This is a genomic window from Dokdonella sp., assembly GCF_019634845.1.
Taxonomy (GTDB): Bacteria; Pseudomonadota; Gammaproteobacteria; order Xanthomonadales; family Rhodanobacteraceae; genus Dokdonella_A.
The window spans coordinates 201,212-223,105 of record NZ_JAHCAQ010000002.1 but is presented as its reverse complement, the minus strand read 5'-3'; the positions used below and the strand labels follow the sequence as shown (position 1 = coordinate 223,105).

Below are 21,894 nucleotides of genomic sequence, written 5' to 3'. Positions count from 1 at the left end.
GTCGCTATTGACGCGGCGTGCGGCCGGTAGCGCCGCCGAGCGCCAGCGCGAGGGCAAGATGGATCGGCAGCAGCAGCACGATCCAGTGTAGGTTGGCCTGGGGGAACCACGGCAGGATCTTCGAGGCGAGCGCGAACAGCGCGCCGGCGACGACGAGCCAGGCCAGCGTGCGCGTGCCGCCCCTGGCGCGGCGGCCGCGCGCATGGCCGATCCAGCCCGGCACCAGCAGCAGGCACAACGGACTCAGCAGCAGCAGATTCTCGTTGCGCCAGGCGGCAACGTGGTCGCTGCCGAGCCACAGGTAGAGCAGGGCGATGCCGCCCAGTCCGCACAACGACTCGAACACGACCGCGAACGTGGCCAGGCCGATGCGCGCCGCGCAGGCTTGCCGCCGCGCGAGCCAGTGCAGGCCCAGGCCCAGGCCGATGCCAAGGCCGAGGAACGGCCAGCGCAGGTCGGGCGGCAGCGCGGGCGGCACCGCGACGTGGTTGGCGGCCAGCTCGCGCGTCGTGGTGACCAGCGGCTGCGCATCGGCACCGATGCGTGCACGCGCGACGACGGCGGCGAGTGTTTCGGGCACGAAGCTCTCGTCCCAGAAGTCGATGCGGCGATCGGCATACGGCCCGAGGCCGAGGTCGATCAGCAGCATGAGCGCAGGCTCGGGCGCCATCAGGCGCAGCGCGTCGAGCCGGTAGGTATAGCCGCGCGAGCGGCCTTCGCTCTGCGCGAGCAGCGCGCCGCCCAGCGCGCGATCGAGCGCGTCGCGCACGCGCGTGGAGCAGTTGGCGCTGAAATAGTCGTAGCGGTAGCGGGCGTTCTCGGGCAGGGCGTTCCACTCGAGGAACGCGACAAGCCGCTGCGCCTGCGCGGGCGCGAGGTCGAGCACCTGCTCCTCGACGCTGCGCCCTTCGGCGCGGTACTGCGCCAGGTCGGCGTCGAGAGCGTTGGCGGCGAGCTGGTAGGTCATGTGGCCGCGCACGAAATTGGCGAGGAAGTGGGCCTCGCTGAAGTCGAACATGCCGTAGTTGTAGGCCAGCGCCTCGCCGCTGGCCGGATCGCGCACCACGATCGCGTTGTGACCGAAGCGCTCGAAGTAGATGTCGCCGGGCCCCACCGTCAACAGGCTGATCGCGGGATGCCCAGCGGTGGCCGGAGTCGCCTCGCCGGCAGGCAGCGGCGCAGGCCCGGCGGCGGGTGGTTCGGCAGCGGGTGGTTCGGCAGCGGCGTGACCGACGGCCGCCGACACGCCCGCGCAGGCCAGCAGGGCGAGCCGCCGCAGCACGTGCCCGAACCGGCTCGCGCGTCGCTGGGCGGTTGCCGCCTGCCTGTGCTCAGGCCTCATGCACGCGCACCGCAAACTGCTGCACGCGGCGCGCGTCGGCCTTGGCGACATGGAACAGGAAGCCGCCCAGCGCCACTTCCTCGCCGACTTCGGGCAGGTGGCCGAACTGCGCGGTGACCATGCCGCCGACGGTGTCGAACTCCTCGTCGCTGAACTCGCTGTCGAAGCGCTCGTTGAATTCGGCGATCGGGGTCAGCGCGCTGACGAGGAAGTCGCCGTTGGGGCCGACCTGGATCAGCGTGCCCTCGTCGTCGTCATCGTCGTGCTCGTCGCCGATGTCGCCGACGATTTGCTCGAGCACGTCCTCGATGGTGACGAGGCCCGCCACGCCGCCGTATTCGTCGACCACGATCGCCATGTGGTTGCGCGACAGGCGGAACTCCTTGAGCAGGATGTTGAGGCGCTTGGATTCGGGAATCATCGTCACCGGCCGCAGCAGGCTGCGCAGATCGGCCTGCGCGCCGGCGACGAAGCAACGCAGCAGGTCCTTGGCGAGCAGGATGCCGAGGATCTCGTCCTTGTCCTCGCCATGTACGGGAAAGCGCGAGTGGCCCGACTCGATCACGCTGGCGAGCACCTGCGCCAGCGGGGCATCCACCGGCAGCGACACCATCTGTGCACGCGGCACCATGACATCGGCCACGCTGAGGTCGACGACCTCGATGGCGCCTTCGACCATCGACAGCGTGTCGTTGGTCAGCAGGCCATTGGCCTGCGCGTGGCGCAGCTCCTCGATGAGTTCCTCGCGGCTTTGGGGTTCGCCCGACAGTGCCTGGGTAATGCGTTCGAACCACGATCGTGGTGCGGGTCTACTGGGAGGATCCTCGCTCATCTGCCGTTTGTACATGCCCATCGGGGCGGCAGGGCAGTGTAGCAAAGATGGTCGGAGCCGCTACGAGCGGCCGGGGTCGAGGGCGCCACGCGCGGCCGAGGGGGAAGCCTGCAAAGCGACTGGAGAGCGCACCAGGGCGGCGGCCCCGAGCAGGGCCGGAGTCGATGACGCGCCACCGAGGGTTGCTTGCGATGACGCACGCGGCAGCAGACGCCGCCGCTCGCCACGACTGCGCCCCGACCCCAATCACTGTTCCCGATACGGGTCGGCGATGTCGAGCGAGGCCAGGATCCGGCGCTCGAGTGCCTCCATGCGCTGCGCCTGGGCATCGTCCTCGTGGTCGTGGCCGAGCAGGTGCAGCACGCCGTGGATCGTCAGGTGCGCATAGTGGTCGCGGGCGCGCTTGCCCTGCGCGCGGGCCTCGCGCGCGATCACGGGGGCGCACAGCACGAGATCACCGAGCAGGCCGCAGCGATCGCCCGGCAGGCGCTGGTAGGGAAAGCTCAGCACATTGGTGGCGTAGTCGCGACCGCGATAGCGCCGGTTGAAGTCGCGACCGTCGGCGGCGCCGACGATGACGATGGCGAGCTCGGCCGATCGGCGCCGGCGCAGTTGCGGAATCGCGTCGAGCCAGCGCTGGAACGAGCGTCGCAGCGGCACGCCGCGGCGACCGGTGCGGTTCTCGACGAACACCGATACCGTCATCGTCCGGAACCCGCGGCCGGTGCGTCGCTGCCGTCCTGCGCGGCGCGGCTCTCGTAGGCGCGCACGATGCGCTGCACGAGCGGATGGCGCACCACGTCCTTGGCCTCGAAGAAGGTGAAACCCACGCCCTCGACGCCGCGCAGCACCTCGATCGCATCGCGCAGGCCCGAACGGATCTGGCGCGGCAGGTCGGTCTGGGTCAGGTCGCCGGTGACGACCGCGACCGAGCCGAAGCCGATGCGGGTGAGGAACATCTTCATCTGTTCGATCGTCGTGTTCTGCGCCTCGTCGAGGATGACGAAGGCATCATTGAGCGTGCGGCCGCGCATGTAGGCCAGTGGCGCGATCTCGATCACGTTGCGCTCGATGAGCTTGCCGACCTTGTCGATGCCGAGCATCTCGTACAGCGCGTCGTACAGCGGTCGCAGGTAGGGGTCGACCTTCTGGGTGAGGTCGCCGGGCAGGAAACCGAGCTTCTCGCCGGCCTCGACTGCCGGCCGCACGAGGATGAGGCGCTGCACGCGGCTGTCGTTGAGCGCGTCGATGGCCATCGCCACCGCCAGCCACGTCTTGCCGGTGCCGGCGGGACCGACGCCGAAATTGATGTCGTGGCGTGCGATCGACTGCAGGTAGCGCTGCTGGTTGGCGCCACGGCCACGCACGATCCCGCGTTTGGTGCGGATCGCGATGTCGCCGACGTCGTGGCCGGATTCCGCCACGGCATCGGCGCCGGCTTCGGCCAGCGCGAGGTTCACCTGCAGCGTGCCGAGCGTGCCCTGCGCAGTCTGCGCATAGAGCTCGTGCAGCAGGCGTTCGGTGCGCTTCACGGCGTCGGCGGCGCCCTCGACGCGGAACAGGTTGCCGCGCTGGGCGATCGTCACGCCCAGCCGCAGTTCGAGCTGGCGCAGGTGTTCGTCGAGCGGGCCACCGAGATTGGCCAGCCGTTCGCTGTCGGCCGGTTCGAGGGCGAAATCGCGGCAGGTCGGTGCGGTCATGGGGCGGCGAGCCTAGCGCGCACGGCTCGCCGGTGCCAGCGGAGCGGCCTGTACTTGCATATATTTAAGCGAGCAATTAATTTATGCCGATGGCGACCATCCGCAGCAATTCCCGCCCCGCTTCGGCGGCGCGCAAGCGCCGTGCCCCGGGTCGACCGCCAGCGAACGGGCCCGAATTGCGGCCGCGCCTGCTCGATGCGGCGCTTGCCTGCTATGTGCGCGTCGGCATCGCCGCAACCTCGCTGCGCGCGATCGCGCGCGAGGCCGGTGTCACTCCGGCACTGCTGCACTACTACTTCGGCGATGCATCGCAGTTGCGCCAGGCCGTGGTCGACGAGCGCGTGCTGCCGGCGATCGCGACCTTGCGCGCGCGCCTCGTCTTCGATGGCGCGCCGGCCGAGATCGCCACCGGCTTCGTCGACGCCGTCGCCGAACTCGTTGCGAGCCACCCGTGGCTGCCGGCGCTGTGGGTGCGCGAGATCCTGTGCGAAGGCGGTGGCTTGCGTGATCTGCTGCGACAGTTCGTGTCGCCATTGCCGCAGGCATTGGCCGCGCGCTTCGCGCAGGCGCAGCGCCAAGGTGCGCTCAATGCCGCTCTCGACCCGCGTTTGCTCGTCGTTTCGCTGATCGGGCTGACGCTGTTTCCGGCCGCCGGAGCGCCGCTGTGGCGCGAGACGTTCCGTGCCGGCGACGTCGATGCCGCGGCGCTGCGCGCACATACGCTGGCCTTGCTCGGCGGCGGCCTCGGAGGAACCTGAAATGAAGCAGCCGACCCTCATTCGCATGCGCGACGCGGCCCTGCTCGGCGTGCTCGCCGTCGCGGCCTGCAGCAGGCCCGTGCCGCAGGCGCTCGGTACGCTCGAGTTCGATCGCATCGGCCTGCCGTCGCCGGCGGCCGAGCGCATCGTCGCGGTCGCCGTACACGAGGGCGAGCGGGTGGCCGCCGGTCAGTTGTTGCTCAAGCTCGACCCGACGCGCACGCAGGCGCAACTCGCAGCCGCGCAGGCGCAGGCCCAGCGCGCCCGTGCCGCACTGGCCGAACTCGAGGCCGGCCCGCGTGCGCAGGACATCGCGCAGGCGCGCGCCAGCCTGGCCGCCGCGCTGGCCGAAGCGCGTGCCGCACGCGCCTATCTCGATCGTCTGCTGCCGCTGCAGGGTCGCAACTACGTCGCCGCCGCCGACCTCGATCGCGCCCGTGCAGCTGCCGACAATGCGGCCGGCAAGGCGCGCGCGGCGCAGGCCGCGCTCGACGAACTGCTCGCAGGCACGCGCAGCGAACAGGTCGCGCAGGGCAGGGCGGCGCTCGCCGCCGCCGAGGCCGAGGTCGCCGCCCAGCAGGTCCTGCTCGACAAACTCGATGTCGTCGCGCCACGCGCCGCGCGCGTCGACAGCTTGCCTTACCGGCTCGGCGACCAGGCGCCGGTCGCGGCGCCGCTGGCGCTGCTGCTGGCGGGCGAGGCGCCCTACGCGCGCATCTACGTGCCGGCGGCGCTGCGCGCCAACCTGCACGTGGGTGATGCCGTGCAGGTGACGGTCGAAGGGCGCCGCAAGCCGCTGGTCGGCAAGGTGCGCATGATCCGCAGCGAGCCGGTGTTCACGCCGTACTACGCCCTGATCGGCGATGACGTCACGCGGCTGAGCTTCCTCGCCGAGGTGGCGCTCGACGCCGATGCGGCCACGCTGCCGGCTGGTCTGCCGGTGCGCGTCGAGCTCGCGGATGGTGTGCGATGAATGAAGCGCCGATCGCGATCAGCGCCCGCGGGCTGAGCCGGCGCTTCGGCGCCCTCGTCGCCGTCGATCGCATCGATCTGGCCGTGCCGCGGCGCCACGTCTATGGCTTCCTCGGGCCCAACGGCTCGGGCAAATCGACCACGATCCGCATGCTGTGCGGCCTGCTGACGCCGAGCGAAGGCAGCATCGAGGTGCTGGGCCTGGCAATCCCCGCGCAAGCCGAGGCGCTGCGCCGGCGAATAGGCTACATGACGCAGAAGTTTTCGCTGTTCGACGACCTGACCGTGCGTGAGAACCTCGAGTTCATGGCCGCGGTGCAGGCGCTGCCGCGGCTGGCCGCACGGCGCCGCATCGACACGCTCGTCGAGGAATACGCCTTCGCCGACCGCCAGCGCCAGTTCGCCGGGACGCTCAGCGGTGGTCAGAAGCAGCGCCTGGCACTTGCCTGCGCCGTCCTCCACGAGCCCGAACTGCTGTTCCTCGACGAGCCGACCAGTGCGGTCGATCCGCAGTCGCGCCGCGACTTCTGGGACAAACTGTTCGAGCTGGCCGATCGCGGCACCACCCTGCTCGTCTCGACGCACTACATGGACGAAGCCGAACGCTGCCACCGCATCGCGATCCTCGACCGCGGGGCGTTGGTGGCCGATGGTACGCCGGCCGAACTGACGGCGCGGCTGGCCGGTCGGACCCTGCTCGTCGTCAGCAGCGATCCACGCCGCGCGCAGCAGGCGATCCTCGGCGAGGACGGTGTGGTCAGCGTGGCGCAGATCGGCAACAGCCTGCGCGTGCTGACTGCGGCTGCGGGCGATGAGGCGTTGCAGTGCGTGCGCGCCGCCCTGGAACGCCGTGGGCAGCAGGCCCGCGTCGAAGCCGTGCCGGCCAGTCTCGAGGACGTGTTCGTCGCGACCACGCAGCGCGGCGCCGAACCCGCGCGGCGGGCCTCATGAACCTGCGCCGGATGTGGGCCGTGGTGCTCAAGGAGCTGCGCCAGCTGCGCCGCGACCGCATCACGCTGGCGATGATCGTTGCGGTGCCGGTCGTGCAGCTCGTGCTGTTCGGTTACGCCATCAACCTCAATCTGCGCGGCCTCGACGCCGGCATCGCCGATGAGGCCAACACCGCCGGTTCGCGCGCGCTGGTCATGGACATGCTCGCGACCGGCGTCGTCGCTCCCACGGTGGCGGCGCGATCGCCACAGGAGCTCGTCGACCTGCTGCGGCGCGGCCGCATCAATGTCGGCATCGCGATCCCCGCCGATTTCGAGCGGCGCAAGGCGGCCGGCGGCGAAGCGGTGCAGGTCCTTGTCGACGGCAGCGACACCTCGGTGCAGGCGGCTGCGGCCCAGCTTGCGCAGATGCCGCTGACGCGCGTGGTCGGCGTCGGCGAGGCGCCGCTGGCAAGCACGCCGGCGGCGCGCCCGATCTCGGTGCTGGCGCTGTACAACCCCGAGCGGCGTTCGGCGGTCAACATCGTGCCTGGCCTGATCGGCGTGATCCTGACGATGACCCTCGTGCTGTTCACGGCGGTTGCGATCGTGCGCGAGCGCGAGCGCGGCAACATGGAGCTGCTCATCGCGACGCCGCTGTCGCGCAGCGAGCTGATGGTCGGCAAGGTACTGCCTTATGTCGCGATCGGTTTCGTGCAGACGAGCGTGATCCTGCTGCTGGGGGTGTGGCTGTTCGCGGTGCCGATTCGGGGCAGCCTGCTCGACGTCTACATTGCCGCGGGCCTGCTGATCCTCGCCAACCTCACGCTCGGCTTGCTGATATCCACGCGTGCGCGGTCGCAGTTCCAGGCGATGCAGATGACATTTTTCCTGTTCCTGCCGTCGATCCTGCTGTCGGGCTTCATGTTCCCGTATGCCGGCATGCCGCGCTTGGCGCAGTGGATCGCCGAACTGTTGCCGCTGACGCACTTCCTGCGCCTCGTGCGCGGCATCATGCTGCGCGGAGCGTCGCTGGCCGAGCTGTGGATCGACGCGCTCGTGCTGGTGGCGTTCACGATCGTGCTGATGGCGGCGGCGATCGTGCGCTTCCACAAGCGGCTCGATTGAGCGCCGCGCCGGCGAGCGGAACGCAGTGCGTGACGCGATCGGTCGATGGTCGGCGAACGGGTTGCCCTGCGTGCTTGCGCACGGGGGCGCTGCGGGCCTGCCGCGCGCTGCCTAAGCGTCGGACAGGCGCGCGTCGTCGGCGATGCTGACGCGGCCACGCAACGAGTTGGTCAGCGCCTCGGTGATGACGACATCGACGAAGCGGCCGATGAGCCGCGTCGGCGCCGCGAAGTTGACCGAGCGCATGTTCTCGGTCTTGCCAGTGAGCTCGCGCGGGTTCTTGCGGCTCGGGCCTTCGACGAGGATGCGCTGGGTGGTGCCGACCATCGCTGCCGAGTAGCGTGCGGCGTTGGCATTGAGCGCGGCCTGCAGGCGTTCCAGCCGTGCGTGCTTGACCTCGGCGGGGGTGTCGTCGGGCAGGTTCGCGGCCGGCGTGCCCGGTCGCGGCGAGAAGATGAAGCTGAAGCTCTGGTCGAAGCCGACATCCTCGATCAGCTTCATCGTCTTGTCGAAGTCGGCGTCGGTTTCGCCGGGGAACCCGACGATGAAGTCGGACGACAGCGTGATGTCGGGGCGCATCGCGCGCAGCTTGCGGATCTTCTGCTTGTATTCGAGCGCGGTGTAGCCGCGCTTCATCGCCGCGAGGATGCGATCCGAACCCGACTGCACGGGCAGGTGCAGGAAGTTGGCGAGCTTGGGCACGCTCGCATAGGCCTCGATCAGCGAGTCGGAGAATTCCAGCGGATGCGAGGTGGTGAAGCGGATGCGGCCGATGCCGTCGATCTCGGCGATGGCGTGGATGAGCAGGCCCAGATCGGCGATTGCGCCATCGTGCATCGGCCCGCGATAGGCATTGACGTTCTGGCCAAGCAGATTGACCTCGCGCACGCCCTGTTCGGCAAGCGTGGCCACTTCGGCCAGCACATCGTCGAACGGACGGCTGATTTCCTCGCCGCGCGTGTAGGGCACCACGCAGTACGAGCAGTACTTGGAGCAGCCTTCCATGATCGACACGAATGCGGTCGGTCCGTCGGCGCGCGGCTCGGGCAGGCGGTCGAACTTCTCGATCTCGGGGAATGAGATGTCGACCTGCGGCTTGCCGCTGTCGCGGCGCGCCTGGATCAGCTCGGGCAGGCGGTGCAGCGTCTGCGGCCCGAACACGAGGTCGACGTGCGGCGCACGCTTGACGATGGCGGCGCCCTCCTGCGAGGCCACGCAGCCACCGACGCCGATCAGCACCGGCCTGTCGCCGCGCTTGTAGTCCTTCCAGCGGCCAAGCTGGCTGAACACCTTTTCCTGTGCCTTCTCGCGGATCGAGCAGGTATTGACGAGGATCACATCGGCCTCGGCCTCATCCTGGGTAAGCTCCAGTCCGTGCGATTGCCGCAGCACGTCGGCCATGCGGGCCGAGTCGTACTCGTTCATCTGGCAACCGTAGGTCTTGATGTAAAGCTTGCCGGTCATGGGCGGGTGGGCGCGAAACGGGTCGACGAGTCTAGCATCGTGCGGCCGGTAGCCATGCGTACGGCATGGAACTGCCGGCGCCGCCGCGGGTCGCAACCTCGCCGCAGCGGCAGCCGGGCGGCGCCGGTCGCCCGCGCTGCCGGGGTGGCGCCTGTCGCCAGCCCGGCGTGGCATGTTGCAATGCCGCATTACGCCTGCTTGGAAAGTTGAACAATGCAGCGGAAACTGTTGGTCCGGTTCAGATTGGATATGTCCTTGCCCTTCCTGCGCTTACCCCTGTCGTTGCTGGCGCTGCCGCTTCTTGCCGGCGCGGCGGTCGTGCACGCGGGCGCGCTCTATCGTTGCAACGCCGACGACGGCTCGATCGCCTACACGAGCACGACCAAGGGTTACTCCAACTGCAAGCTCGTCGACGTCTTTCCCGATCCGCCCAAGGCCAGACCGGTGGCCGCCACGCCGGCGGCGAAAGCCGCAGGCGCGGACCGTGGCTGGCGTTACGAGGAGAACCGCGCCGATTTTTCGAGTGTGCGCGGCGCGGTGGCGGTCATGCCGCCGGCGATCGCGCGCGCCGACTTCCGCGCCGTCTACGGCAACTCCGCATCGACCGCGCGCATCGTCGTGGCGGAGGACTTCTCGACCGTGCAGGCCGATGTCGCCAGCACGGCACGCACGATCGGCAACCCATTGTTCATCGCCGCGCGCTATCGCATGCGCGTACCGTGGCGGCAGCCGCAGGCCGTCGCGAACCTGGCCTTGCCGGCCGCCCAGAGCACGCCGCTGCCGCGCGTGCTGCGCGGGGCCGTGTACAAGCGGGCGCGCGCCGACGGCAGTATCGAGTACACCAACGTCAAGCCGCGCGAGGGCGGGTTTGCGGTGCTGTTCACCTACATCGCCACCTGTGTCGCCTGCGATGTGCACTCGACGATCGATTTTGCACGCACCGCGTTGAAGCTGGATTCCTACCGCGACGAGATCGCCGCGGCAGCGGCCGAATTCGGCGTCGACGGCGCCCTGCTGCATGCCGTGATCCACGCCGAGTCGGCCTTCAATCCGATGGCGCTGTCGGACAAGGGTGCGCAAGGGCTCATGCAGCTCATGCCCGGCACCGCGAGCGACATGGGCGTCGCCGATGCCTTCGATGCCGGCCAGAACATCCGTGGCGGCACGCGCTACCTGGCCATGCTGCTGCAGGCATTCCATGGCGACACGACGCTGGCCACCGCCGCCTACAACGCCGGCCCCGGCGCCGTGCAGAAATACGGCGGGGTGCCGCCCTACGACGAGACGCGCATCTACGTGCAGCGCGTGGCAACGCTGCGCGAGCGCTACCGGGCCGCGGCCGCGGCGCCGACCACGGCCGCTGTCGCGCCACGCTCGTAACACAAGGCCGCCGTTGGCGGCTGCGGCGCATTGGGTTGCGTGCTCCGTTGCTCACACCACGCGGCTTGCGCGACATCATCGCTGGCCGCCGCGCGGGCGGCGATGACATCAGGTGCCGGTGCTCGGGGCCGGGCGCTGCGCCATCACGAGGTTGACGTCGATGGGCTGGTTGCCACGCAGGCCGGCGAGGCGGGCGGTGCTGCCCGGCGCGAGCGCCGATTCGCGGTTGAGCAGGTCCATCTGGTCGACGATGTCGACGCCGTTGAGCTTGAGCAGCACGTCGCCGGCCTGCAGTCCGGCCTGCGCGGCGGGGCTGTCGGGCACGATGCGCACCAGCAGGACACCCTTCGCGTGCGCATCGCCATTGCCTGGCGGCACATCGGTGTAGTCGGCACCGATCCAGCCGCGGATCACGTGCCCGTGCTCGATGATCTGGTCGAGCACGGTCTTGGCGGTGGCCACCGGGATCGCAAAGCCGATGCCCTCGGGCATCTGCGGCGCGCGGTTGGATTCGGCACTGATCGGTCGCGCATACACCGCGGTGTTGATGCCGACCAGTTCGCCGCTGGCATCGACCAGCGCGCCGCCCGAGTTGCCGGCATTGATCGCCGCATCGGTCTGGATGAAGTCCTCGAAGGCCGACATCCGCAACTGCCGCCCGGTGGCGCTGACGATGCCCATGGTGACGGTCTTGCCGACGCCGGCCGGATTGCCGATCGCGAGCACCACATCGCCGACTTCGGCGGCATCCTCGCGCACTGCGATGGTCGGCAGGTTGCGCGCGTCGATATGCAGCACGGCGAGATCGGTCTCGACGTCGGTACCGACCACCTGTGCGCGTCGCACGCGACCGTCGTCGAGCATGACCTGGATGTCGTCGGCGCCGCTGATGACGTGGTTGTTGGTCAGCACGTAGCCGTCGGCGCCGAAGATCACGCCCGAGCCCAGGCTCTGATCGCGGCGCGGGATCACCGGCCCGGCGACGTAGCCAAGCAGGCGTTGGCTGAGCGGGTCGAACACGCGGTAGGCCGAGCGCGCCGCGGTGATGCGGTTGGCATAGATGTTGACGACCGCGGGCGAGGCGCGCGCGACTGCGGGCGCGTACGACTGCGCGGCACGCGTGGCCACGACGTCGGAACGCACGGCGCCGGTGCCGCCGCGCAGGCGATCGACCAGGCGCGGCGCGAGCACGCTGAGGACGAACGCCGCCGCAAGGCCGAGCACCACGCTGCGCGCGATGAAAGCGAAGAGTCTGTAGGTGGGGGATGGCGACATGGCGGTGTGTGCGGCGGCGTGGGGGTCAAGCCAGTCGGTCGCTCGCCATGTCGGCGCGGGCAGCCAGCGAGCGGACCGACCGGCCGGTCGGGATCGGGCTTGCCGCCTGAGCGGACATGGCGTCGTTCCCGGCGGTGAAACATCGGGACAAGGCTGGCGCGTATTGCCGCATTCGATTGTGCGGGTTGGATGCCTTGGTTAAACTAACACGATTTTGCGGCCCACCCGCGCCGTTGCGGGCGCGCCGGCGGCGATGGCGCGGTGGCCTGGCGCCACGCGCGACGGCCGTTGCAGGGCGGGATGTTGGGGTTGGCGTGCGGGCTCGGCCCTGCGGTCGGGCGTTCTGAATCTTGAGAGTTGCAGCGGAGTGCTGATGGCAAACGATGCTGTGGTGGACAAGGGCCGGCGCCGGTTCTTGACCGCGACGACTGCGGTCGTCGGTGGAGCGGGGGCCGCAGTGGCCGCGATCCCGTTCATCAAATCCTGGGAACCCAGTGCGCGGGCCAAGTCGGCCGGTGCGCCGGTGCTGGCCGACATCAGCAAGATCGAGGCCGGGCAGAAGGTCACCTTCGCCTGGCGCGGTCTGCCGGTGTTCGTGGTCAACCGCACCAAGGCCCAGCTCGATGCGCTGCCGGGGGTGGACTCGCGTCTGCGCGATCCCAAGTCCGACAACACGGCGCAGCAGCCCGAGTACGCCAAGAACGAGTTCCGCTCGATCAAACCCGAGTGGCTGGTGCTGATCGGCATCTGCACCCACCTGGGCTGCGTGCCTGACTTTTTCCCCGAGCTCAAGCCCGAGCCGTTCGACCCGAACTGGCAGGGCGGCTTCTACTGCCCCTGCCACAAGTCGCGTTTCGACATGTCCGGGCGCGTGTTCGACGGCGTGCCGGCGCCGGCCAACCTGGCCGTGCCCAAGTACCACTTCGTCGACGAAAGCCACATCCTGATCGGCGTCGACCCGGGCAAGGGGGCAGCGTAATGGGTACCACGATGGTTCGCCTGCATCCCAAGAATCGCGTGTTGGCCTGGGTCGAGGACCGCCTGCCGATCCTGTCGTTCATGTCCTCGCACACGAGCGGCTACTACGCGCCCAAGAACTTCAACCTCTGGTACTACTTCGGTTCGCTGGCGCTGCTGGTGCTGGTCAACCAGATTCTCACCGGCATCTTCCTCACGATGTTCTACAAGCCGAGCGCGCTCGAAGTCGCGCCGGGCATCTCGGCCGCGTTCGCTTCGGTCGAGTACATCATGCGCGACGTCGAGTGGGGCTGGCTGATCCGCTACATGCATTCGACCGGCGCCTCGCTGTTCTTCGTGGTCGTCTACCTGCACATGTTCCGCGGCCTCATGTACGGCTCGTTCAAGAAGCCGCGCGAGCTGGTGTGGATCCTCGGCATGTTGATCTTCCTCGCGCTGATGGCCGAGGCCTTCATGGGCTACGTGCTGCCGTGGGGCAACATGTCGTTCTGGGGCGCCAAGGTGATCATCTCGCTGTTCGGCACCGTGCCGTGGATCGGCGAGTCGCTGGTCGAGTGGATCATGGGCGACTACCTGCCGGCCGACGCCACGCTCAACCGCTTCTTCGCGCTGCACGTGATCGCGCTGCCGCTGGTGCTGCTGCTGCTGGTCGTGCTGCACCTGGGCGCGCTGCACGAGGTTGGCTCCAACAACCCCGACGGCGTCGAGATCAAGCAGAAGAAGAAGGAAGACGGCACGCCGCTGGATGGCATCGCCTTCCACCCGTACTACACGGTCAAGGACATCTTCGGCACCGGCGTGTTCCTGTTCATCGCCGCCTTCATCATCTTCTATGCGCCGACCTTCGGCGGCTGGTTCCTCGAACACGACAATTTCATCCCGGCCAACAACCTGGCCACGCCCACCCACATCAAGCCGGTTTGGTACTTCACGCCGTTCTACGCCATCCTGCGCATGATCCCGTCGTTCCTGGGCAGTGCGATCTGGGGCGTGATCGCGATGTTCGCTTCGATCGCGGTGCTGTTCGTGATGCCGTGGATCGATGCCGGTCCGGTCAAGTCGATCCGCTATCGCGGGGTCGGCTACAAGGTGGCACTGGCGCTGTTCGCGGTGTCGTTCGTCATGCTCGGTGCAGTCGGCGCCGGCGTCACCGCCGAGGTCATTCCGCAGTGGTTCGGCGCCCATGTCGACGCGACCTTCGTCGAGAACCTGTTCGGTCGCTTCTGGACTGCGGTCTACTTCGGCTTCTTCGTGTTCCTGTGGTTCTACAGTCGCGGCATGGAGCGCACCAAGCCGGTACCGGAGCGGGTGACCACGCATGACTAAGCCGACGACACTGACCATGGGCAAAGCGATGTTGATCAAGTTCGCCGCCGCACTCACGCTCGGGCTGGCCCTGCTGGCGCCGTTGCACGCCTCCGAGGGCGGCTCGCTGCAAGCCGCCAACGTGTCGCTCAACGACACTGCGGCGCTGCAGCGCGGCGCAAAGCTCTACTTCAACTACTGCTCGGGTTGCCATTCGCTGCGCTACGTGCGCTACTCGCGCATCGCCGAGGACCTGCAGATCGATCCCAAGGACGTCGAAGCCAACCTGATCTTCACCGGCGCCAAGATCGGCGACCTGGCGCTGAGCAGCATGTCGGCCGAGGACGGCACCAAGTGGTTCGGCAAGGCGCCGCCCGACCTGTCGCTCGAGGGTCGCTCCAAGGGCGCGGACTGGATCTACAGCTACCTCAAGTCGTTCTACCTCGACCCGACCCGCCCGCTGGGCTGGAACAACACGGTGTTCGAGAACGCCTCGATGCCCAACGTGCTGTGGGAACTGCAGGGCCTGCAGAGCCCGGTGCGCAAGGGCGGCAAGGCCGACGGCCCGATCGAGCACCTCGACCTCACCACGCCTGGCCGCCAGAGCGCCGCGGAATTCGACCGCAGCGTGCGCGACATCACGGCCTTCCTGCAGTACGTGGGCGAACCGGCCGCGCTCAAGCGCGAGTCGATGGGCGTGTGGGTGCTGCTGTACCTGGCCGTGTTCACGCTGCTGGCCTACCTGCTCAAGCGCGAGTTCTGGAAGGACGTGCACTGAGCGCTGCCGCGGCGACCGGGTAGCTCCTGAAGGGCGGCCATTGGCCGCCCTTTTTCGTGGTTGCCATGCCGCCGCCGTCGCGCGGCGACCGGGCACGGACGGCACCCCGGCCGGCCGACCCGGCGACCCGAGACCGGCAGGCCGCTGCCCGTGGGCCGGTGCGCCTAGGCGAGCGCGCCCACCGCGTAGTACATTCCGGGCGCATCGACGGGAGAGGGGACGACGGCATGGCCTTGAACCAACGCTCGCGGACGGTTCTGACGCTGTACTCGGCGCAGGACTGCATTCATGGACATCGCGTCCGCATGACCCTGGCCGCCAAGGGCGTGACCTATGATCATGTGCTGGTCGACCTCAACAATGCGCCCCACGAACTGCTTGAACTCAATCCCTATCATTCGGTGCCGACCCTGGTCGATCGTGACCTCGTGCTGTACGACACCGGGGTGATCTGCGAATACCTCGACGAACGCTATCCGCACCCGCCACTGATGCCGGTCGATCCGCTGTCGCGCGCGCGGTTGCGCCTGGCCATTGCGCGCATCGAGAACGACTGGGTGGCCCTGGTCGAGCAGATCGAGGCCGGCGGCAAGGGTGCCGATGCGGCACGCAAGGCCCTGCGCGAGGAACTGCTGCGCAATGCCTCGGCGTTCAAGGCGTCGCGGTTTTTTCTCAGTCCCGAAATCAGCCTTGCCGACTGCGCGTTGGCGCCGCTGGTGTGGCGCCTCAGTCATCTGGGCGTGCAGTTGCCCAAGGAAGCCCAGTCGATCATCGACTACGGCGAGCGCATCTTCCACAGCCAGGGTTTTGCGCGCAGCGTGACACCGTTCGAACGGACGATGCGCCCGTGACGACCCATTCACCTGCCGACCGGCGCGCAGCATGAGCGCCGATGCGCCAGCGATGAGCTCGAACCGGCCGTATCTGGTTCGCGCGCTGTACCAGTGGATCAGCGACAACGGCCTTACTCCGCACCTGCTGGTGGATGCCAGCGTCGCTGGCGTGCAGGTGCCGGCCAGCGCAGTACAGGACGGTCGCGTCGTGCTCAACGTCGCCGCGCGGGCGGTCAGCCAGTTCGACGTGGCCGACGACGCCGTCCGCTTCCTGGCCCGCTTTGGCGGCGTCAGCCAGTCGGTGCAGGTGCCGATGCCGGCCGTGCTCGCGATCTACGCGCGCGAGAACAACCAGGGCATGATGTTCCCGCCCGAGAACGCGCCGCCGGCAACGCCACCCGACGCGCCCGCGCCCGAGGCGCCGCCACGACGCTCACACCTGCGCATCGTCAAGTGACGGTACGCCGCGCCCTACTGCACGATGCGCAGGCGCGGCGGTGCGGGGTCGGGCGTGGTGGTGTCGGGCAAGCTCCAGGCGGCCAGGCGATGGCCTTCCAGGTCGAGGTGTCCCGGCCGGCGGTCACTGCCGTCGGTGCTGACATCGAACACGTAGCGGCGCAGTACTGAGGGCAGGCCGTCGCGCCAGACCAGACGGACGCGGCTGACCGCGACACTCTGGTCGAGCAGCTGCAGCCCTGCATCGGCACACAGCCGATGGCCATGCGCGATCGCGTATTCGCGCGAGCGCAGCACGTCCATCCAGGCCCATATGGCGGCCGCGATCAGGAGCAGGGCGAGCAGGGTTCCGGTCATGCGCGGCAGTGTGGCCAAGCCCGGCCCGGGCCGCAACCGCGTTGCGGCGTGCGCGCGGCGCCCGGCTCGGTACAATCGACCGCAAGTACGCGGCCACCGCCGCGCCCGTTTTGATGGTCGCACGCTGCGACCGGACACTGGAGGGGAGAAATGAAACTGGTCTTTCCGGGTGGGGATCACGCGCCGCTGGAGGTAGGCGGCGGTACCGTGACGATCGGACGTGATGCCGGCTGCACGATCGTGCTCGACAAGGATGGCGTCGCGCCGCGGCATTGCGAGATCGTCGGCACCGACGATGGCGCAAGCCTGCGCGCGCTCGACAGCGCGCTGGCCACCGTGCTCAACGGTCGCCAGGTCACGGCGCCGACGCCGCTCAAGGATGGCGACCTCATCGTCATCGGCCGCATCGGCTGTTCGGTGGTCAACGAGCGCAAGGCGGCACCGCAGCAGGCCGCCGCACCGGTGCGCGACGAGGCCACGCGCGTGCGCGCGGCGCTGCCCAAATTCGTGCTGCGCGGCGTGTCCGGGCCCACGCTGGGCAAGACCTTCGCGGTCAGCAACGGCGCCGTCATCGGGCGCCAGGCCGATTGCGACATCCCGATCGCGGCCGACGAGGTCTCGCGCCACCACGTTCGCCTCAAGGTGACTGCCGACGGCGTGATGGTCGAGGACATGGGTTCGGCCAATGGCACCTATGTCGGCAACCAGCGCATCAGCGAGGCGACGTTGTTGAGGCCGGGCGAGGAATTGCGCCTGGACACGATCCGCTTCCAGTTGATCGCACCCGGCATGGATGCGCGCCAGCAGGCGGCGGCGGTGCGTCCGGAAGCGGTTGCGCCGCCCGCGTCGGCGGCCAAGGGCGGCAACGGCACGCTGTGGATCGTGGTGGCCGTGATCGTGGTCGCGGCGATCGCCGCCGCCGTACTGCATCAGCAGGGCGTGTTCTGAGAGGCCGCCGAGGCACCGTCGCGAGCGCGTTCGCGCGGCGGTGACGGGTTGCCTGCCGGTCGGGCGCGGCCAGTGCCGCACCCGCGTCGCCGCTCCGGAATCGACCGGCGCGGCGCGACGTCCGCCTCAGTGACCGGTCTCGGCGTGACCACCGGCGGCTTCTGGAATGATGCTGTCGATGCGCATCGACAGGTCGATGGCACGGATGTGCTTGGTCAGCGCGCCGATCGAGATGTAATCGATGCCGGTTTCGGCGATCGCCCGCACGCGCTCGAGCGTGACCGAACCCGATACCTCGAGCGGCACGCGGCCCGCCGTCTCGGCCACCGCCTGGGCCAGTTCGTGCAACTCGAACTCGTCGAGCATGATGCGGTCGACGCCAGCCGCGATGGCCTCGCGCAGTTCCTGGAAGTTCTCGACCTCGGTTTCCAGCAACAGCTCCGGATGCAGCGCGCGTGCGCGGCTGACGGCCGCGCTGATCGAGCCGGCAGTGGCGATGTGGTTTTCCTTGAGCAGCACCGCATCGAACAGGCCGATGCGGTGGTTGTGGCCGCCACCGGTGCGCACCGCATACTTCTGCGCCAAGCGCAGCCCCGGCAGCGTCTTGCGCGTGTCGAGGATCCGCGCGCGCGTGCCGCGCACGGCGTCGACATGGGCCGCGGTCGCGGTCGCCGTGGCCGACAGCGTCTGCAGGAAATTGAGGGCCGTGCGCTCGGCGCTGACCAGCGCGCGCGCCGCGCCCTCGATGCGGCACAGCAGGGCGCCGGCGGCGAGCGTATCGCCATCGGCGGCCTGCCAATCGAGCCGGGTCTGCGGATCGAGGGCGTGGAAGCAGGCATCGACCCAGTCGCGCCCGCACAGCACCATGGCTTGCCGCGTCACGATGCGCGCCTGCGCCTGCGCCGACAGTGGCAACAGGTCGGCGGTGACGTCGCCGCTGCCGATGTCCTCGGCGAGCGCGCGCTGCACATCGCGCAGCACGTCGTCACGGCACGGTGGCGGCAATACAGGCATGGTCAAGCCGCAGGGGCAGGAGGGGGCGCAGGATAGCAAGCCGCGGCGCGAGCGGCTTGCTTCAGTGTGTCCCGTCGGCGGGCGGCACGGGCGCAGCGGCGGTTGCCGTCGCCGTGTGTGCCGACGCGGACGCCTCACTGCCGCCCGCGTCGCGCAGCTTGGCGACGATGGCGTCGAGCGCGCGATCGAACAGTGGCACTTCCTCGAGGATCGTCGTGCTGCCGCTGCGCAGTTCCTCGGCGAGCGAGGTGGCGGTCTTGTCGCAGACCTTGAGGCCGCGCCGGTTCACGAACAGGTACTTGGCGCTGATCGGGCTGATCCACGACAGTTTGGCGCGTTCGCGCTGGCCACTCTCGTCGACGAACTCGATCCAGCTGCCGGGCTTGATTGCCTTGACCGCGCGCAAGTACTCGTCGTCGGCGTCCGGTTCGGCGCTCACTTCGTCGGCTGCGAGCAGGGTACCGTCGAGCACGGCCTCCTCGACCGGGCTGTGCGATGCAGGAGCTGCCGGCGCCACGGCATCGGCGGTGGCACCTGCTGCCGCGTCGGTCGGAATGGCTGCCGCCACCGACTCGCGGATCACCTCGTCGACCTTCTTGGTTTCCAGCTTCTGCCCCGCCAGCACGCGGTCGTAGAACAGCGCCAGGTCGGCGAGCAGGCGCTGCATGTCGGCTTCGTGGTACGCGACCGTGGTCAGGCCGTGGCGCAGCGCCTTCTGCAGGGGCGGCAACAGGGCGCGCAGGCGGGCCAGCTCGTTGTCGGTGGTCTTGGGCTGCGCGCTCCAGATGAATTCGTCGGTGAAGCGCAGTGCATTGCGCCATTCATCGGACTCCTCGCCTTGGCGCAGCAGCGTCAGCACGAGATAGTTGGCCCACGGGCGCGACAGCACGCCATGCACGATCGGCGGCAGGTTGCGGTCGCTGATGCGCGACAGGATCTCGCGCGCGGCGCGTTGGCGCGCCGCCTGCAGCTTCTCGCGACCGCGTGCGGCATCGGCCGCGCGCTGCTCGGCCAGATCGGCGCGCTTGCGGTTCTGGCCGATGAAGTCACTGAACGAGGCGACTTCGCGGTCGAACACGCCCACGTCGTCGTCGAAGTCGCGCAGCACGGTTTCCACCGTCGCCTTGACGCGGTCGAACAGGCGGTGATCGCGGTCGGATTCCTCGCTCCAGCTCTTGCCGGCGTCGGCGAGCAGGTCGAGCAGACGTCGCGCCGGGTGTGTCTTCTGCGCGAACAGGTGCCGATCGAGGATGCCGACCTTGAGGTAGGGGATCTGCAGGCGGCCAAGCAAGGCCTGCATCTGCGCCGGCAGGTTGCGGTCGCGCAGGATGTATTCGAACAGCATGCCGACCAGGTCGATCGTGTCCTCGTCGGCCGAGGTCACGCGCTTGTCCTTGGCGTCGGCGGTCAGGCGGCCGACTTGCGCCAGCAATTCCTGCTTGATCTGCTGCACGATCTGCGCCGCGTCGAGCGGTTCGGCCTCGACGCGCGCCGGTGGGGTGGGACTGGCCTGCAGCAGCGTCAGGGCACTGAGCAGGTCGGTGGCCGAGAAGCCGCCCGCTGCCGGTTCGCCGCCGTAGTGCATCGGCCCGCGCCGGCTGGCGAGCAGCGCGCGCAGGGTGTGGTAGACCTCGGCCTGCACCGGGTCGTACACGGTCTGTGCATCGTGGGCCGTTGTCGTCGGATTGATCTCGCCGGCGTCGTCATGGCCGAGCAGACCTGCCGCCGGCGACGCGCCGGCGCCGGATTGTGCATTGCGGGCCACCGTATGGCGCACCTGCGGCAGCACTCCGGCGCGGATCAGCTCGATGTTGACCTCGTCGTAGACCGCTTCGAGCCCGGCGATGACGTAGCGCTCGAACAGCTTGAATACGATCAGCTTGACCTGGACGTTGACTTCGAATTCGCGCACCGCGACGCGGAAGGCGTTGGCCAGTGCGGCGGGGCCGATCGGATTGTTGGCATCGTCGACCTTGCCGCCGCCGACGATCACCGACAGGCGCTGGTTGACCTGGTAGAGCGTGCGCTGCAGGCGGTTCTCGGCCTTGGCGATCATGCTGCTGACGGCAAGGGACTCTTCCAGTTCGACGTCATCGACCAGGCTGAGGCCGCCTGCCGGCGCCGACGGCTGGGGTCCTTCGCCGGCTACCGTGTGGGCCTTGCCTTCGGCAAAGTCGTTGAAGGCGCGGCTGGCCTGCTCGTGGAACAGGCGTTCGACGAGATGGCGCTTGCGCCGGATCTCGCGCATGCCATCGAAGTATTCGGTCTGCACCGCGTTGCTGCCGGCGCGTTCGGCCAGGTCGAACAGCGCATCGTCGACGTTTTCGAACAAGGTGCCGACGAGCGCGTTGATGCGTTTGAGCGAGACGCCGCGCACGAGCTTGAGCAGATCACCGAGGCGATCCACCGGCGCCTGGCGTGGCGACAGGACGACGACGTTGGGGTTGTCGTTGGCAGCGGTCATGGTGCGAAGCCGGCTGAGGGTGCCACGTGGGCCGATTATGCCACTGCGCCGCCAGGCGCCGGCATGCCGAAACTGTCTACCCGTTCACAGTAGTGCATGCGTCGCGGGCTCAGGCAGCGGGGAACTGCGCGATGTCGGCGACCGCGAGCGCGGCGTCGGCGAGCAGCACCGGGATATCGTCGTCGATGCGATACAGCGTGCGTCGGTCGCGCGTGATGAGGCCGGCCGTCCACGCACCGGATGGGGCCGCGCCATGGTCACCTGCCGAAGCCAGCGCGCGGTTGACGGCCTCGAGCTCGTCGGCGCGCAGCAGGCGCAGCGGCACCTTGGTGCTCGGGCAGCACAGGATGTCGAGCAACTGGGGGTTGATGGCCACGTCGATCGCGTCGCAGGGCAATGCACGTACAATAGCGTTTTGCGGACGTGGCGGCTATGACGGAAAGCATGGTGGCGGCGCGACGAATCGGCGTCGTCATGGGCTCGCGCTCGGACTGGGACACGATGCGGCATGCGGTGGACATGCTCGAGCGGCTCGCTGTGCCGCACGAGGTGCGCGTGGTGTCGGCGCATCGCACGCCCGATCTGCTGTTCGACTACGCCGCGGGCGCACTCGCCCGCGGTCTGGCCGCGATCATCGCCGGCGCCGGCGGCGCGGCCCACCTGCCGGGCATGCTGGCGGCCAAGACGCGCGTGCCCGTGCTCGGCGTGCCGGTCCAGTCACAGGCGCTCAATGGCATGGACTCGCTGCTGTCGATCGTGCAGATGCCGGCTGGCATTCCGGTGGCAACCTTCGCGATCGGGCGCGCCGGCGCGGTCAATGCCGCCCTCCATGCGAGCGCATTGCTGGCACTGACCGATGCCGCGTTGGGCGAGCGACTGGATGCGTTCCGGCGCGACCAGACCGCTGCGGTGCTGGCTGGCGCCGATCCGCGCGAGCAAGCCTGATGCCGGTGATGGACACCTGCGTGATGAATGCTTGCC

22 protein-coding genes are annotated in these 21,894 nt (G+C 69.0%); 12 read left to right on the top strand and 10 right to left on the bottom strand.

Annotated elements, in window-relative coordinates; translation table 11 throughout:
- Window positions 1-4: 4 nt before the first annotated feature.
- The 4 genes from KF903_RS02505 to KF903_RS02490 form a co-directional block, all read right to left on the bottom strand.
- Window positions 5-1,342, bottom strand: coding sequence for a DUF4105 domain-containing protein (locus KF903_RS02505; protein WP_291210591.1), 1,338 nt, complete (start codon window positions 1,340-1,342; stop codon window positions 5-7).
- Window positions 1,332-2,174, bottom strand: a complete 843-nt coding sequence (locus KF903_RS02500; protein ID WP_291210589.1) for a transporter associated domain-containing protein — start codon at window positions 2,172-2,174, stop codon at window positions 1,332-1,334. The genes KF903_RS02505 and KF903_RS02500 overlap by 11 nt, the downstream gene beginning before the upstream one ends.
- 246 nt (window positions 2,175-2,420) lie before the next feature.
- Window positions 2,421-2,879 carry an rRNA maturation RNase YbeY gene (gene ybeY / locus KF903_RS02495; protein WP_291210586.1) on the bottom strand — a complete coding sequence of 153 codons (459 nt, stop codon included), beginning with the start codon at window positions 2,877-2,879 and terminating at the stop codon, window positions 2,421-2,423.
- Entirely contained in the window at window positions 2,876-3,874 is a 999-nt protein-coding gene (locus KF903_RS02490) for a PhoH family protein (RefSeq protein ID WP_291210583.1), read from the bottom strand. The genes ybeY and KF903_RS02490 overlap by 4 nt, the downstream gene beginning before the upstream one ends.
- Window positions 3,875-4,050: 176 nt before the next feature.
- Between KF903_RS02490 and KF903_RS02485 the strand changes: the two genes are divergently transcribed.
- Genes KF903_RS02485 through KF903_RS02470 form a run of 4 tightly spaced genes read left to right on the top strand, consistent with a single transcriptional unit; the run spans window position 4,051 to window position 7,661 of the window.
- Complete coding sequence (locus KF903_RS02485; protein ID WP_291210580.1) at window positions 4,051-4,632, top strand: TetR/AcrR family transcriptional regulator; 582 nt, start codon at window positions 4,051-4,053, stop codon at window positions 4,630-4,632.
- Window position 4,633: 1 nt separating this feature from the next.
- The gene (locus tag KF903_RS02480; protein ID WP_291210578.1) at window positions 4,634-5,605 is read left to right on the top strand and encodes a biotin/lipoyl-binding protein; all 972 of its coding nucleotides are present in this window, start codon (window positions 4,634-4,636) and stop codon (window positions 5,603-5,605) included.
- Between the two features lie 17 nt (window positions 5,606-5,622).
- Window positions 5,623-6,555: an ABC transporter ATP-binding protein gene (locus tag KF903_RS02475; RefSeq protein ID WP_291210646.1), complete on the top strand. Its 933-nt coding sequence runs from the start codon at window positions 5,623-5,625 to the stop codon at window positions 6,553-6,555.
- Window positions 6,552-7,661 carry an ABC transporter permease gene (locus tag KF903_RS02470; protein WP_291210575.1) on the top strand — a complete coding sequence of 370 codons (1,110 nt, stop codon included), beginning with the start codon at window positions 6,552-6,554 and terminating at the stop codon, window positions 7,659-7,661. Before KF903_RS02475 ends, KF903_RS02470 begins: the two co-directional genes overlap by 4 nt.
- 111 nt (window positions 7,662-7,772) lie before the next feature.
- On the opposite strand, the gene miaB is transcribed toward KF903_RS02470, so the two are convergent.
- A complete protein-coding gene (gene miaB / locus KF903_RS02465; protein WP_291210572.1) occupies window positions 7,773-9,125 on the bottom strand; it encodes a tRNA (N6-isopentenyl adenosine(37)-C2)-methylthiotransferase MiaB in 1,353 nt (450 codons plus the stop codon).
- A gap of 249 nt (window positions 9,126-9,374) precedes the next feature.
- On the opposite strand from miaB, the gene KF903_RS02460 reads away from it, so the two are divergent.
- Window positions 9,375-10,505 (top strand): lytic transglycosylase domain-containing protein, encoded by a 1,131-nt coding sequence (locus KF903_RS02460; RefSeq protein ID WP_291210569.1) that lies wholly within the window; start codon window positions 9,375-9,377, stop codon window positions 10,503-10,505.
- 108 nt (window positions 10,506-10,613) lie between these two features.
- Here KF903_RS02460 and KF903_RS02455 read toward each other — a convergent pair whose 3' ends face one another.
- Window positions 10,614-11,780, bottom strand: a complete 1,167-nt coding sequence (locus KF903_RS02455; protein ID WP_291210566.1) for a trypsin-like peptidase domain-containing protein — start codon at window positions 11,778-11,780, stop codon at window positions 10,614-10,616.
- 373 nt (window positions 11,781-12,153) lie between these two features.
- Between KF903_RS02455 and petA the strand changes: the two genes are divergently transcribed.
- The 5 genes from petA to KF903_RS02430 all read left to right on the top strand — a co-directional run bounded on the left by petA (window position 12,154) and on the right by KF903_RS02430 (window position 16,131).
- Window positions 12,154-12,759, top strand: a complete 606-nt coding sequence (gene petA / locus KF903_RS02450) for a ubiquinol-cytochrome c reductase iron-sulfur subunit (protein ID WP_291210563.1) — start codon at window positions 12,154-12,156, stop codon at window positions 12,757-12,759.
- An 80-nt stretch (window positions 12,760-12,839) separates the two neighbouring features.
- The gene (locus KF903_RS02445) at window positions 12,840-14,084 is read left to right on the top strand and encodes a cytochrome b N-terminal domain-containing protein (RefSeq protein WP_291210645.1); all 1,245 of its coding nucleotides are present in this window, start codon (window positions 12,840-12,842) and stop codon (window positions 14,082-14,084) included.
- A gap of 28 nt (window positions 14,085-14,112) precedes the next feature.
- Window positions 14,113-14,841 (top strand): cytochrome c1, encoded by a 729-nt coding sequence (locus tag KF903_RS02440; protein ID WP_291210560.1) that lies wholly within the window; start codon window positions 14,113-14,115, stop codon window positions 14,839-14,841.
- Between the two features lie 227 nt (window positions 14,842-15,068).
- Window positions 15,069-15,692 (top strand): glutathione S-transferase N-terminal domain-containing protein, encoded by a 624-nt coding sequence (locus KF903_RS02435; protein ID WP_291210556.1) that lies wholly within the window; start codon window positions 15,069-15,071, stop codon window positions 15,690-15,692.
- A 31-nt stretch (window positions 15,693-15,723) separates the two neighbouring features.
- Window positions 15,724-16,131 (top strand): ClpXP protease specificity-enhancing factor, encoded by a 408-nt coding sequence (locus KF903_RS02430; protein WP_291210553.1) that lies wholly within the window; start codon window positions 15,724-15,726, stop codon window positions 16,129-16,131.
- A gap of 14 nt (window positions 16,132-16,145) precedes the next feature.
- Here the strand turns inward: KF903_RS02430 and KF903_RS02425 are convergent, their stop codons facing one another.
- Entirely contained in the window at window positions 16,146-16,487 is a 342-nt protein-coding gene (locus tag KF903_RS02425; protein ID WP_291210550.1) for a DUF3301 domain-containing protein, read from the bottom strand.
- 150 nt (window positions 16,488-16,637) lie between these two features.
- Here KF903_RS02425 and KF903_RS02420 point away from each other — a divergent pair, with 150 nt between their 5' ends.
- Window positions 16,638-17,435: an FHA domain-containing protein gene (locus tag KF903_RS02420; protein WP_291210547.1), complete on the top strand. Its 798-nt coding sequence runs from the start codon at window positions 16,638-16,640 to the stop codon at window positions 17,433-17,435.
- 126 nt (window positions 17,436-17,561) lie between these two features.
- Here KF903_RS02420 and nadC read toward each other — a convergent pair whose 3' ends face one another.
- From nadC to KF903_RS02405, 3 genes are all read right to left on the bottom strand, one after another.
- Entirely contained in the window at window positions 17,562-18,449 is an 888-nt protein-coding gene (gene nadC, locus KF903_RS02415; protein WP_291210544.1) for a carboxylating nicotinate-nucleotide diphosphorylase, read from the bottom strand.
- Between the two features lie 61 nt (window positions 18,450-18,510).
- A complete protein-coding gene (locus KF903_RS02410; RefSeq protein ID WP_291210541.1) occupies window positions 18,511-20,913 on the bottom strand; it encodes a DUF1631 domain-containing protein in 2,403 nt (800 codons plus the stop codon).
- Window positions 20,914-21,022: 109 nt separating this feature from the next.
- Window positions 21,023-21,283 (bottom strand): Trm112 family protein, encoded by a 261-nt coding sequence (locus KF903_RS02405; RefSeq protein WP_306581956.1) that lies wholly within the window; start codon window positions 21,281-21,283, stop codon window positions 21,023-21,025.
- A 62-nt stretch (window positions 21,284-21,345) separates the two neighbouring features.
- Here KF903_RS02405 and purE point away from each other — a divergent pair, with 62 nt between their 5' ends.
- Entirely contained in the window at window positions 21,346-21,858 is a 513-nt protein-coding gene (gene purE, locus KF903_RS02400; RefSeq protein ID WP_291210535.1) for a 5-(carboxyamino)imidazole ribonucleotide mutase, read from the top strand.
- Window positions 21,859-21,894 lie beyond the last annotated feature (36 nt).